General features: G+C 45.3%; 10 protein-coding genes. 4 read left to right on the top strand and 6 right to left on the bottom strand.

Going from position 1 to position 13,754, the window contains the following annotated elements; genetic code table 11:
* The first annotated feature begins 100 nt into the window (after positions 1-100).
* Together I8J31_RS02605 and amaB are read left to right on the top strand one after the other, a co-directional pair.
* Complete coding sequence (locus tag I8J31_RS02605; RefSeq protein ID WP_199466747.1) at positions 101-1,807, top strand: thiamine pyrophosphate-binding protein; 1,707 nt, start codon at positions 101-103, stop codon at positions 1,805-1,807.
* 96 nt (positions 1,808-1,903) lie between these two features.
* A complete protein-coding gene (amaB, locus tag I8J31_RS02600) occupies positions 1,904-3,448 on the top strand; it encodes an L-piperidine-6-carboxylate dehydrogenase (RefSeq protein ID WP_199466745.1) in 1,545 nt (514 codons plus the stop codon).
* A 78-nt stretch (positions 3,449-3,526) separates the two neighbouring features.
* Here amaB and I8J31_RS02595 read toward each other — a convergent pair whose 3' ends face one another.
* The gene (locus tag I8J31_RS02595; RefSeq protein ID WP_199466744.1) at positions 3,527-4,840 is read right to left on the bottom strand and encodes an aminotransferase class I/II-fold pyridoxal phosphate-dependent enzyme; all 1,314 of its coding nucleotides are present in this window, start codon (positions 4,838-4,840) and stop codon (positions 3,527-3,529) included.
* A gap of 157 nt (positions 4,841-4,997) precedes the next feature.
* A complete protein-coding gene (locus I8J31_RS02590; RefSeq protein WP_199466743.1) occupies positions 4,998-5,798 on the bottom strand; it encodes a DUF1338 domain-containing protein in 801 nt (266 codons plus the stop codon).
* A 165-nt stretch (positions 5,799-5,963) separates the two neighbouring features.
* Here I8J31_RS02590 and I8J31_RS20995 point away from each other — a divergent pair, with 165 nt between their 5' ends.
* Positions 5,964-6,086, top strand: a complete 123-nt coding sequence (locus I8J31_RS20995; protein WP_267905880.1) for a hypothetical protein — start codon at positions 5,964-5,966, stop codon at positions 6,084-6,086.
* A gap of 79 nt (positions 6,087-6,165) precedes the next feature.
* On the opposite strand, the gene I8J31_RS02585 is transcribed toward I8J31_RS20995, so the two are convergent.
* From I8J31_RS02585 to I8J31_RS02570, 4 genes are all read right to left on the bottom strand, one after another.
* Complete coding sequence (locus I8J31_RS02585) at positions 6,166-6,702, bottom strand: TRAP transporter small permease (RefSeq protein WP_199466742.1); 537 nt, start codon at positions 6,700-6,702, stop codon at positions 6,166-6,168.
* 97 nt (positions 6,703-6,799) lie between these two features.
* Positions 6,800-7,786 (bottom strand): TRAP transporter substrate-binding protein, encoded by a 987-nt coding sequence (locus I8J31_RS02580; protein ID WP_199466740.1) that lies wholly within the window; start codon positions 7,784-7,786, stop codon positions 6,800-6,802.
* Positions 7,787-7,802: 16 nt separating this feature from the next.
* Positions 7,803-9,092 (bottom strand): TRAP transporter large permease, encoded by a 1,290-nt coding sequence (locus I8J31_RS02575; protein ID WP_199466739.1) that lies wholly within the window; start codon positions 9,090-9,092, stop codon positions 7,803-7,805.
* Positions 9,093-9,105: 13 nt separating this feature from the next.
* Positions 9,106-10,629: an amidase gene (locus I8J31_RS02570; RefSeq protein ID WP_325101161.1), complete on the bottom strand. Its 1,524-nt coding sequence runs from the start codon at positions 10,627-10,629 to the stop codon at positions 9,106-9,108.
* 607 nt (positions 10,630-11,236) lie between these two features.
* Here I8J31_RS02570 and I8J31_RS02565 point away from each other — a divergent pair.
* Positions 11,237-13,639, top strand: coding sequence for a phosphoketolase family protein (locus I8J31_RS02565; protein WP_199466738.1), 2,403 nt, complete (start codon positions 11,237-11,239; stop codon positions 13,637-13,639).
* The last annotated feature ends 115 nt before the right edge of the window (positions 13,640-13,754 follow it).

The raw sequence follows: 13,754 nt of genomic DNA, 5'->3' as shown, positions 1-13,754 counted from the left end.
GTGGAGTTGGAAGGTTGTTTATGCCTCGGGAGGGCCTAACTCTTTCTTTACACTCATCTTTTTTACTTTTTATGTCAACTATTAATACGAGAGGGATACAATGCCAGAACAACTAAAGAAAATTACGGCTGCCGACGCATTGGTTATGATGCTAGACAAAATGGGAGTTAAACACATTTTTGGAGTGTGTGGTGATACTAGCTTGCCTTTTTATGACAGTCTAACCAAGCTTGACCACGATATAACACACATATTAGCGCGTGATGAACGCTGCGCTGCATATATGGCTGATGTTTATGCACGACTAACAAACCGAGTGGGTGTGGTTGAAGGTCCAAGTGGAGCTGGAGCAACTTACATGGTGCCAGGCATTGCAGAAGCAAACGGTACAACAATCCCTGTATTAGCTATTACTTCTGATATTCCTGTTGCTGGCCGAGATCGTTTTGTATTAACAGAGTGTGATCAAGAAGCTCTATTTAAAACGTTCACAAAATACACTCGTGTTGCTGAAATTCCGGAAGCGGTTCCAACGGCGGTACGTGCTGCTTTTAATGCAATGACATCAGGTACACCTGGAGCGGCACATATAGGTCTTCCTTATGATGTTTTAAAGGGCGAATTAGATGCTGATGAAGTATGGGCTGATCCATCTTTTAATACCTTTCCTTGTCGTCGCACGCTACCTTCCTCAGAAGATCTACATGCAGCAGTTACGTTATTAAAAGGTGCTAAAAAAATTGCTATTGTCTGCGGTGGTGGTGTTTTGCACTCCGGTGCCGTGCAAGAACTTATTCAGCTATGTGAAACACTAGGCTCCCCACTAGGCACGACTATTTCGGCAAAAGGTACTGTTACTGAAACTCATCCTTTGGCTATGGGGACTATTGGTACAAATGGCTCAACAGCGGGTGCGAGGGATGTGTTGCGTGAAGCAGACACGCTTGTTTATATCGGCTGTCGTGTTGGTTCAGTGACCAGTGAGAAGCGTACAAACCCATATAATGGTGAAAAGAAAATCCTGCATATTGATATTGACCCTAAATCGATTGGGGCTAATTATCTAACGGATGTTTCCTTAGTAGGTGATGCAAAAGCAACGATTGCAGCACTGTTATCAACATTAAATACAGTTGGAACGGAGACTTTCTCACAAGAATGGGGTGTCGAAGCTGTTAGACTTTCTAAGATTCAGAAGAAGGAAAGGTTTGATCGTTATTCTCAATCTAACGATATGCCCATTTATGGGGAAAGGCTTGTCACTGAAATGCAAAAGTCACTTCCTGATGACGCCATTGTTGTATCAGACCCTGGTACGCCAACTCCTTTTCTTTGTGCATTTTTTGAACCTCAGCAATCTGGACGTTCATTCCTTTTTCACCGTTTCCATGGTGGGTTAGGGTTTGCACTGCCTGGTGTTGTTGGGGCTCATTTTGCTAATACTGGCAGAAAAGTTGTTGGGATCATGGGCGACGGTAGTTTTGGTTTTTCATCAGGAGAATTAGAAACAATTGTTCGCTATAACCTTCCGGTAACGCTTATTGTTCTGAACAACTCTAGCTTTGGTTGGATTAGAGCTGGTCAAGATAGATCATTTGGAAAACGTTACTTTTCAACGAAATTCTCAACTGCCGATCATGCAAAAATTGCCAGTGCTTATGGTTTAAAGTCATGGAGTGTCAAAGACCCAAATCTACTAGCAGACACATTAAAAGAAGCGTTTGCAACAGATGGTCCTACCTTAGTGGATGTTTATACTCGTCCTTTAGAAGAAAGCGAAGTACCTGTTACTGCCTTCCTAGGTTAAGCCGTCCTTAATCAAAATGAAAGTCTGAACTCCATTGATTTGGGTTTAGGCTTTCGTAATAAGTTTATTTTTAAATACAGATATAAGAGGTTTCATATGTCACTAGTTTGCTTGGATACACTAGGGGTTAATAGCCTGAAACAGGGCGATACTTTTTTCAGCGTTTTAACCGGTAATTCAGTTAGCTTGGGTGAAGGCAGTACGTTTTCTGCTCAAAGCCCAATTGATGGTGCGACGTTATCTACTTTTAACAATGCAACACCAGCGCAACTTGAAAAAGTGAATGCGGAATTAAAAGATGCTTTTAAAGTATTGCGTACCATTCCTGCGCCACGCCGAGGTGAGTTAGTTCGTCGTATTGGTGAAGAAGCGCGTAAATACAAAAATGAATTAGCACAAGTGATCTCTTTAGAAGCAGGTAAAATTGTTCCTGAAGCCTTGGGCGAAGTACAAGAGTGGATTGATGTGTGTGATTTCGCCGTTGGGCAATCTCGTATGCTACATGGCTTATCCATCGTGTCTGAACGCCCAGGCCATCGCATGATGGAGCAATGGCATCCATTAGGTCCTGTTGCTGTTATTACGGCGTTTAACTTTCCGATGGCTGTTTGGGCTTGGAATGCCATGTTGGGTCTGGTTTGTGGTGATCCTATCTTATTAAAACCTTCTGAAAAAGCACCGCTTTGTGCCTTGGCTATGTACCAAATTGCGCAAAACGTTCTGGCTGATATGCCTGATATTCCGAAAGCCGCTGTGTCTGTGATGATTGGTGATCGTGACCTTGGGGAAGCGATTGCCGCGAGCGAGACTTTCCCGCTGGTGTCTGCGACAGGTTCTACGGCAATGGGTCGTGCGGTGGCGAAAACAGTGGCGGGTCGTTTAGGTCGTTCTTTATTAGAGCTTGGTGGTAATAACGCGATGATCGTTTCTGATACAGCGGATTTAGAACTTGCATTACGCGCGATTGTTTTCTCTGCGGCAGGTACAGCTGGTCAGCGTTGTACCACATTGCGCCGTTTGATTACCCACGAATCTATTGTTGATGGTTTGGTTGAGCGTTTAGCAAAATCTTATGGTTCGCTTCGCGTTGGTAGCCCAATAGTAGAAGGCAATCTAGTTGGACCGCTTATCGATGAAGGCAGTTTTAATCGCATGCAAGCGGCTTTAGAAACGGCGAAAAAGCAAGGTGGAGAAGTGATTTGTGGTGGTGAACGTGTGACTGAAAACGTTCCTGCTGGTGGTTTCTATGTTCGTCCTGCCATTGTTCGTATTGCCCATGATGCGCCCATTGTTCATGAAGAAACCTTTGCGCCTATTATGTATGTGCTGACTTACAAAACCTTTGACGAAGCGATTGATATTCAAAACGAAGTGCCACAGGGCCTTTCGTCTGCTGTATTTACTGAAACCATGCGTGAAGCCGAGTTGTTTATGTCTCCAGCTGGCTCTGACTGTGGTATTGCCAATGTGAATATCGGTACGTCAGGTGCTGAGATTGGCGGCGCGTTTGGTGGTGAGAAAGAAACGGGCGGTGGTCGTGAATCGGGTTCAGATGCGTGGAGAAACTATATGCGTCGTACCACGAATACAGTGAACTACGGTGGTGATTTGCCATTAGCGCAAGGTATTGTTTTCGAATAAGTTTGCTTAAAAACGCGTTTGATCAACAACAAATAGGCGAGATTTTCTCGCCTATTTCAGTTTTAGGTAATATTACTACTAAGCAATAAACTTCTCAGAAAATGCCTTCAATCGCTCAGTAAGAATAGGTATTTGATCTTCTTTAACTTGAGACACACACGCTCGTGCACCATCAATATGTTCCGATCCCGTATTTGCTAATGAGATCGCACTTATTCCAACATAAAGAAGGTTTGTTAGGAGAGCATCGCCGTCCATACCTGGGTACGAAATTGTGAAGTAAAATCCATCGCTTAAAGGTTTACCGTTATCTTCTGCATAAACAATGTTAAAGCCATAATTTAAGAACAGCTCTTTCATTACTTCCGCACGCTTAGCATAAACCTTCGTTAAGTTAAGAAAAGGCAATTCATTATCATTGGCTGCTTTTAACATTGCAGCAAGGCCATACTGCGTTGAATGGGTGACGCCTGATGACAAACCGTGTAAAGCTCCAAAGGTGATGGCTTTGCCATATTGAGTCTGGCCAAAATAGTCTTTTAAATTATCAAACTGACGCTTATATAACTCATTGGAAATGACCATGCTTCCGATACGTTGTCCTGCATAACTAAAGACTTTTGAACTTGATATAAGCAAAACATAGTTATCCGTATATTTAGCAACGGTTGGCTGATAAGGCCCTTGACCTGGTATAGAGTAATCTTCTCGATAATCCATACCAAAATATGCTAAATCTTCAATCACAATGACATCATACTTATCCGCCACTTCTGCAATACTTGCTAGCTCTTCATCATTAAAACAAATCCAAGCCGGGTTGTTCGGATTAGAATATAGTAAGGTCGTGTATTTCCCCGTTCCTAAATGTTTTTCTAAAGCTGGCTTAAGCTTAGAGCCTCTATGCTCATAAACATCAAAACTCCCCCATGATTGGCCAATCATATCTAACTGACGTTTTTGGTTAGGAAAACCAGGATCAATAAATAAAGTTGCACCTTGTGGACGCATTCGGTTGCCAACTAAAAATGTCGCTAATGCACCTTGAGCAGAACCAACGGTCGGAAAACAAGAAACTTCATTGACACTGATGTCCAAAAACATCGAGCAGAAGCGGCTGATTTCTTTCTTCAGTTCTGGAATGCCTTCTATCATTGGGTATTTAGATGCCACCCCTTGATGCAATGCACTGATCTCTGCCTCTATTCCTATTTGAGGGGCTGGCAACCCAGGTACCCCCATCTCCATGCGAACATATTTTTGCCCTGACTCACGTTCAATGCCATTAATTAATGAAACTAACTCTCGAATTGAAGCGCGTGCCATAGAAGTAATACTCGATTCTTTTAATTGCTGGGTAACAATTTTGGGGTCTATGACTTTATTAAGCATATTAATAGCCCTTATCTATCTTTTGATGATGGTATGGTTAAGGAAGGAGTGAACAAGTTTGCTTGTCCCGGCAATTGCTCTTGCGCTGTACACCACATCCTTGTGGTTATGCATTGCCCTAATTACCTACATTCATGTAGGCATTCACTAAAAGGTGCTATTTCACGTTAGTAGAATCAAAAATCTTATCGGCATTACCTTCAATAAAGCTGTCAAAGAGTTCGCCATTAGGCATTTCATGGCGACGAGCAAACTCATAGAAGCAGGTTGGAATGTCTTTTACTTCGCCATCAGAAAAAGTGAAAGCGATTTTATCGGCCATAGTAGAGGACTGCTCTAAATACAATTCAGATGAGCCTTTTACCAAGCCTCCGACTTCATTTAGCTTATAGCCTTCGTTGAGCAGCAGTTGGTTCACCGATTCAATAGAAACAAAGCTTTTTAATAGGTTAATACTGACAGTAAAATGGTTGGCTTGTAGCCCCATTGTTGCCAACCAAGCCGCATACTCACTATGCTCTAATAAAGCTTCATAGTCTTTTAAACTTGGGGTATCCCAAAGACGTTTTGCCCAAAATATGTCAGGAGACTGGACCACATCCGCTGGAATACCATCAATCAAATTAGCAATGATTTTTTGGCAGTTTTTAGGTAATTCTTCAACCAATAACTCAGATAAAAATATTTTAGGTAATAAAGCATTTTCATGTTTATAACACCGTGCAACAAGGTGCTTGTTTTCAAATCGAAAAGCGCCATATGCAAAATAGCCCATGCTCTCTAACTGAGGTTCTAGATTTTTTAAAGATATTGGGGAATTAGCAAAAGTTCGAAAAGCGATATGATCATTAATCACTTCTTCGTTGTGACTTTTAAACAAGTTTTCAATGCGTTTTGCCTGTGGTGTTATTGCTATATAGTGCTCCCAAAGAGAGCTAAAAAAATGAGATGCTTGCATGTTTTTTCCTATAATTAATATGATTAAGATTTGATAAGTTCGATAGAAATGTCACCGGATTGAGTTCACGATATAACACTCTTAATCACGTCCACAAACGGTAAAAAAATATGAATTAATGATATTTTCACATGCGAGATTTATTAGGGAATGATCAGGAAGTGTGTGAAAGGTTTTGATGAAGCGGAAGTAAAGATGTTTTGTGATTTTTTACTGAGATTGGCGATTAATCTAGAGGATCTTAGTAAGCTAAATGCCCAAGAGCATGAAGAGAAAGCCCTACCTTAAATTGAGCCCCATTTAGTCATTGAATGATCCTGCATAAGCGCCTCCATGTTCGGAGGCGTTTGCAAGCTACCCATTACATCTAATCTAGCTGAGCAGAATCCACTTCTTTAGGGCGTTCATCTGCGGGCTCGGCCCAACGAGCAGCCAAATGTATTAAAATAATGATCATCGCCACTGGCACAGAGATGGAAATCCACACCATGGGGATGCCTAATGTGTCGGCCGTTAAGCCCGCTTGTCTGGCCAGAAACCCTCTCGCAAAGCCCCCTTTCAAACCGATAAAGCAAAAGTAAACCACGGGTAAAATAAAGGTGAGTACCGCCGCGCTTTGAATGGCATTGGTGACAATAGCAAAATAGCTTGGATGCTTAGGAAAGACAGAGTCCATGAGCACTGCGTCGGTCTGGGTTTTGAACGACAAGGTAGCACCCAGTAAACCGGTCCAAACCATAGCATAACGGGCAATGTCTTCTGTCCAAATAGGCGGGGAGGAAAACACATAACGCGCCACTATTTGGATCATGACTGTGACGAACATTATCCCCACAGTGAATACCGCAGCACGTCGTGCATACTTATGGATCGCGTTACTTATTTGTACTATCAGTTGTCGCATCTATCATCTCATCGTGTTGATGGCTAGGCATCTTCGATACCTAGCCAAGTCGTACTTTATTGCTTAATGACCCGTTGCTTAATGAACAGTCACTTAATTAACGGTTGCTGTCTGATAGGTCAGACCAAATTTTCACGTCGGCAGAAGGCATTAAACCAGAATCGTAAACAGGCTTAGACATGGTGCGGAAAACAGCACGTTCTTCATCGGTTAAGCGTTGTACCGTAACGCCATGTTCTTCTAGGGATTTTAGGCCAGATACCGAAATCCCTTCAAGCCAAGTGCGAGTGGCAGCATCCGCTGTTTTAACGGCGGCATCAACGGCAGCACGGTCATCTTTGGACAGATCGTCGTACCAGTATTTAGAGACAAGTACAGCGCGCAGCGGCCAAATCACACGGGCATCAGAGAAGTTTTTTACAAAGTCTGTTTGACCAAAGGTGATGGGAATAAGTGGCGAGTTTAGGTAGCCGTCGATGATGCCAGTTTGTAGACCTGCGGGTACTTCGCCCCAAGGTACTATGGTGCCTGCTGAGCCCCAAGCCTTGTACATTGAGATCTGTGCATCGTCTAGCGCACGCATGCGCAGTGACGACATATCGGCAGGAGAGCGAACCGCTTGCTTAGTGGTGATGACACCAGATGATGGGCCAAGTGGCGCTAACGACAACAAGAGTACATCTTGTTTGGCTAAATTTTTATTTATACGCTCAAACACTTTCCCAGCCGCTAGGGTACGATCCATATGAGCAATGTTGTCAAAGATATAAGGTAAGCGAACACCATAAATAAAGGGATCTACCTGAGCAATGGAACGAACGTCAGACAGGGATACTTCAAGCAAACCAGTAGACACTTGGTCAAATTTCTCGGCTTCATTTCCCACCGAACCACGTGGTAATTCACGTACATCCATGCCATTTTTCTTCAGTGCTTCGCCAAAGGCGTGAGCCCAATTATAAGAACCTGAGGTGGCTAAATCTGGCTTGCTATCGAGGGCGATTTTTATTTCTGACGCGGAAGCAAATGATGCGACAGTCAGCAATGATGCCAGTGTTAAGGCTTTTAATTTTAATGGTTTCATAGTTTTTTTCTCTCTTTTATTTTACTGAAAACCCAAACAAACTTGGAACAAACAAACTGATGGATGGCCAGTAGACCAAGGCCATTAATAATAGTATTTGCACAAAGATAAAAGGCAGCACCGCATAAGCGAGGCGCCAATAGTTTAGTTTTGTGAGTGCCGACACCACAACGAGGCATTTTCCCAAAGGTGGTGTGATTAGACCAACACATAGGTTGAAACATAACACCACGCCTAGGTGGATAGGGCTAATACCTTGCTCAAGGGCCTGAGGGGCAAACAGAGGAATAAGCAAGGTGAGGGCAACCGGGGTATCCATGAACATGCCCGCAATGAGGAAAATACCGACTAAGAAAAACAGGTACTGAGTGCCCGTTAATCCAAAGCTTTCTACCCAACCAGCCAATGCGCTTGACCAACCCATTTGACCTGCCAAATATCCCAATACAGAAATGGCGGCCAGTATGATAAAGATGGTTCCTGTCATACGTGCTGTGGCTTCCATAGCATCGTAGATCATGCGAAAGCTGAGGCCTTTGTAAAACTGTCCAGCGCAGAGCGCCACAAGGACCGCGACAGCTGAGCCTTCTGTTGGCGTGGCCAACCCAAATACTAATGAGCCTAGAATCACCACAGGCAAACACAGTGCAGGTAAGGCGTTGAGCAAACTAGGCAGGAACTTTGGAAGATCAGCGTTATCGTTTGCACCACCGGGGTGACCTTTCACGTGGGCGATGATGGAGTTCAATACCAGTAAAGAGACGGCCAGTAATAAGCCGGGAATAATGCCCGCAGCAAACAGAGCCGCAACAGAGGCACCTGTTAAGCCTCCGTAGATGATCATAATAATAGACGGCGGAATAATCGGCCCAATCATGGACGATGCCGCCGTGATAGCACCAGCATAGTAGGGGTTATAGCCACGGGCTTTCATTTCAGGCACAAAGGTGCGCGATAGCGCAGCACTGTCGGCAATCGCCGAACCTGAAATACCAGCAAAGAAGACACTGGTTAGAATATTGACGTGCCCAAGACCACCTTTGAATCGTCCTACCGTAGACATGGCAAAGTCGATTAGGCTTCGTGTTACCCCAGCACGGCTCATAATCTCAGCGGTTAAAATAAACAAGGGCATTGCCATAAAGGCAAAAACGTCAAGCTGAGCAAAAATTCGTTGGGGCAAGATGGAAAGGTACTGTGCCTTATCAACCGCGATAAAGGTCACGACCGATACCGCGCCCATCAAGTAAGCGAAGGCGGTTCCGCTAATCAGCAGCACAATGAAAACAATGGGAATTAGCCACATAAAATGAGTCCTTTTATACCGCAGTTTTTACAGTGGCCGAGGTGTCGGTACTGTCAAATATGGGTGGGTGAGTAACCATTGACTTGAGCTCTATCGTCGAATCTTGCAGGGTGGCAAAGTCTGGCTCAGGTCGAGCGGTTTCTGAGGTTTGTGCTAACAAGGCTTCAATGGCGCTGGCTGCCGCTAGCAGGGTTTCATCGGCGCGCACCGCACCGAGTATTTGCAAACCAAACGGCATACCTTGTGGGTCAAGCCCAGTAGGGAGCGTAATAGACGGGCCATTTAGCAGCGAACCTCGGTAGGTTAATGCAAGCCATCGGTAGTAAATGTCCATTTTTTGTTGGTCAATTTCTGTCGCATGAGGTTGCGTCCAAGGAAAGGGCGAGACTGGCACCGTGGGCAATAAAATAATGTCGAAATCTTTCATCAAGGCATTGTAATTACGCAAAATTTTAGTCTGTTCAACATGCGCCCAACCGCGATCAGCAAGAGTAAAAGACTTGGCTAAGGCCACATTGGTTTTGATGTTATCACCGAAGAATTCAGGAGTATCAATTAACCCTTGGGCAAAAGCCACATGGAAGCTTTCAGCTCGTAATATGTCAAACACACGATCCATATCGCCAAGGTTGAGATCAACAGGGCGACACACAGCGACATGGGGTTTGATGGCTGCCACGCGCTGTTGAAATGTCGCGCGGATATCAGGGTCAACCGGCGTACCGCCAAAGTCTTCACTGTAGCCAATGCGTAACTCTTTTAGTGCTATGTTGGGTAAATTGCTAAAACGATCCGGCGCAGCTGGCGCGGTTAGCGGGTCGTTTTCATCATAGCCCTGAATGACTTGCAGCATCAAAATCATGTCTTCAACGGTGCGAGCCATTGGGCCAAGCACGGAAATACCAGACCAGCCTAATGGCCTCGTTGGATGGGCGACTACATCCACCGAAGGACGATAGCCAACAATGCCACAAAGTGCGGCTGGTAAGCGCAAGGAACCGCCGGTGTCAGAGCCCGTGCATAAGGGCAGCATATTGGCGCCCAAAGCCGCCGCCGAGCCACCGGAAGACCCACCTGCAATAAGGTTAGGATTAAATGGGTTACCTGTCGCTCCCCAAACAGGGTTACGACTGTTTCCACCAGCACCAAGTTCAGGCACATTCGTCTTAGCCAGAATAATCGCACCGGCATCACGTAGTTTGGCCACCATGGGTAAATCTTTCGACGCAATGTTACCACGTAATTTGGGACTACCATGGGTGGTTAACAAGCCCTTGGCATCTTGTAAATCTTTCACACCAATGGGCAGGCCATCGAGCGGCCCTTTTGGCATGCCTAGCTGCCAGCGCTTAGTGGACTCCGCCGCCTCTAGAATGGCGTTTTTCGTGTCCATATCCGTGAGGGCATTGATCTTGGGGTTCATCTGTTTTATTTGTTCGAGACAAGCCGATAAGTAATCGGTCGGTGTCAGCGTTTTATCGGAAAAAGCACCTAGTACTTCACTGGCAGACCAGGAGATTAATGCACGAGAATTCACAGAGAGTTCCTATGAGTTTGTAAATGAGTTTTTAAATAGGCAGGGCGATAGGCAATCCAATAGAAGAGAGTCCAGCATAAAATATGTCCCTGCGAAAATTAAGTGGTGCGTATTATTACATATTCTATACAAAATGCGATTAACTTCATCATATAGGGCGATTCACTTATCTGGTGGATCCCATAAAGTGAGCACCAAGGTATTAATGACTCTTCACTCTGCCTGTTTTAACCGCAATTAGGTCGCATAACACGGTTTTGTCAGACCTGTTTGATTGAGTAAGCAGCTTGCAAACTTATTCCTATCATGGGGGTAACGATGGCTCTGCTTATTCCCTTATCACCAACTTGCATACTATTTTGGTGAGATGTCCTTGAGCGAATTGTAGTGGTCTAATAGTATCGATCATTTTTCTTTCTTTCTTCATGGAAAACGTCACCTTAAAGTCGACAGAAAAGTCTCTTGCTGTGCCAAAAAAATAAGGAAGGCAAAGATGATTTACATCATCTTATAGGGAAATAAGGCTAGATTTTGACCAGCTCAAGTGGTCTAAATGTAGGTAACGAACTATACAATAGAGATAGCAAAAAACAGGGAGCAAGGTTTTATGCAAGTGACCACTCTGACAGCAGATCAATTGGATTTAATGGACAGGTACTGGCGGGCGAGTAATTATCTGTCGGTTGGGCAGATTTACCTACATGACAATCCGTTATTAACTCGGCCATTAGTCCTCGAAGATATCAAAAAAATGTTATTAGGCCATTGGGGAACCACGCCGGGCCAGAATTTTATTTATGTGCATTTGAATCGCATCATCAAGCAACATGACCTAAGCATGATTTATGTTTCTGGCCCCGGTCACGGCGGCCCAGCGGTGGTTTCTCATACCTACCTTGAAGGCACTTACAGTGAAATTTATCCTGAGATAAGCCAAGACACGGCCGGGTTACAAAAGTTGTTTCAGCAATTCTCCTTTCCCGGTGGCATCCCCAGTCATGCCTCCCCAGAGTGCCCCGGTTCTATCCATGAGGGCGGTGAACTGGGTTATTCATTAAGCCATTCCTTTGGTGCGGTATTTGATAACCCTGAGTTGATTGTGGCTTGTGTGGTAGGCGATGGCGAAGCGGAAACCGGGCCACTGGCGGCCGCTTGGCATTCCAATAAGTTTTTAAACCCGGTGAGTGACGGGGTGGTATTGCCCATTTTGCATCTAAACGGCTATAAGATTGCGAACCCGACCATCCTTGCGCGCATTAGCCATGAAGAATTGGAACAGTTGTTCCGTGGCTATGGTTGGAACCCTATTTTTGTTGAAGGCGATGACCCTAAGTTAATGCATGAGGCCATGGCGACCGCGCTGGATACCGCTGTTGCCGAGATAAAAGATATTAAGCTGAATGCCAGCCGTAGTGACACCTTTACACGTCCCCGTTGGCCGATGATTATTCTCCGCTCTCCGAAAGGTTGGACAGGTCCTAAAGAGGTCGATGGCGTGCCAATTGAAGACACCTTTCATTCCCATCAGGTGCCCCTGTCTCACCCAGCAAAGCACCCAGAGCATTTAGCATTATTAGAAGACTGGTTACGCAGTTATCGCCCCCAAGAACTGTTTGATAGCGCCGGACGTTTGTTGCCAGAGTTGGCGGCATTGGCCCCAGAGGGAAAGCGTCGCATGGGGGCAAATCCCCATGCGAATGGCGGTGTTCTGTTAGAAGATTTACCTCTGCCAGATTACCGTGATTATGCCTGTGAGGTCGCGACCCCCGGCGTGCAAGGTATTGGTGATACTCATCTACTTGGGCCGTTTTTACGGGATGTGGTGAAACTCAATGAAGCCCTGTGTAACTTCCGTGTGTTTGGCCCAGATGAAACCATTTCGAATGGTCTAGGGGCTTTGTTTGAAATGACTGAGCGACAATGGACAGGCACAACGCAGAGCAATGATGAATACCTTGCTCCGAGCGGCCGAGTGATGGAAATGCTCAGCGAACATCAATGTCAGGGCTGGCTAGAAGGTTACTTACTCACCGGACGGCATGGCCTGTTTAATTGCTATGAAGCCTTTATTCACATTATTGATTCCATGTTTAATCAGCATGCGAAGTGGTTAAAAATCACCGCAGAGATACCTTGGCGCGCCAAAATAGCCTCCCTTAATTATTTGCTGGCGTCCCATGTTTGGCGTCAAGATCACAATGGTTTTTCCCATCAAGATCCAGGGTTTATCGATCATGTGGTGAATAAAAAATCGGAGGTGGTGAGGGTCTACCTGCCACCGGATGCGAACTGCTTGCTCTCGGTAATGGACCACTGCCTTCGCAGCCGACACTATGTCAATGTGGTGGTAGCAGGTAAGCATCCAGCACCTCAATGGCTGGATATGGACACTGCCGTTAAACATTGCCGCGCTGGGATTGGCATTTGGCCGTGGGCCAGCAATGATGAAAATGGCCCGCTTGAAGATACGGATAGCATCGCGGAAACGGACCTCGTCATGGCCTGTAGTGGCGATGTTCCGACCTTGGAAACCTTAGCCGCTGTGTCGATTCTACGGGAACATTTACCGAGCCTAAAAATCCGCGTCGTGAACGTGGTTGACCTAATGAAACTACAACCTGAAGCGGAACACCCCCATGGCTTGAGCGACGACGCATTTGATGCCTTGTTTACTCAAGACAAGCCTGTGGTGTTTGCTTTTCATGCGTATCCATCATTGATTCACAAACTCACCTACCGTCGCACTAATCATCACAATATCCATGTGCGGGGTTACAAAGAGGAAGGCACCATCACCACGCCTTTCGACATGACAGTACTGAATGATCTTGATCGCTTCCATTTGGCGATAGATGCCATTGATAGACTGCCTCAAACTGGCGCTGAAGGGGCTAAATTGAAGCAATGGCTGAATGATAAGTTGCTAGAGCATCGCCAGTACATCACCCAGTATGGGGAAGACATGCCCGAAATTCGCCATTGGCGATGGGGAAGTAAAGACGGTGAGTAGGGCGATGAGTCGGCCACTGATGCTCATTTGTTAAAAAATGACCGCGCCCTTTTCATGGACTCGGTCATTTTAGCGTCATGTTAGCTCAACTTAGGCGGTGCCAGTATCAGTGTGA

The organism is Marinomonas transparens (assembly GCF_016463975.1).
Taxonomy (GTDB): Bacteria; Pseudomonadota; Gammaproteobacteria; order Pseudomonadales; family Marinomonadaceae; genus Marinomonas; species Marinomonas transparens.
The sequence above is the reverse complement of the archived record's forward strand: the minus strand, read 5'-3'. Positions and strand labels throughout refer to the sequence as shown.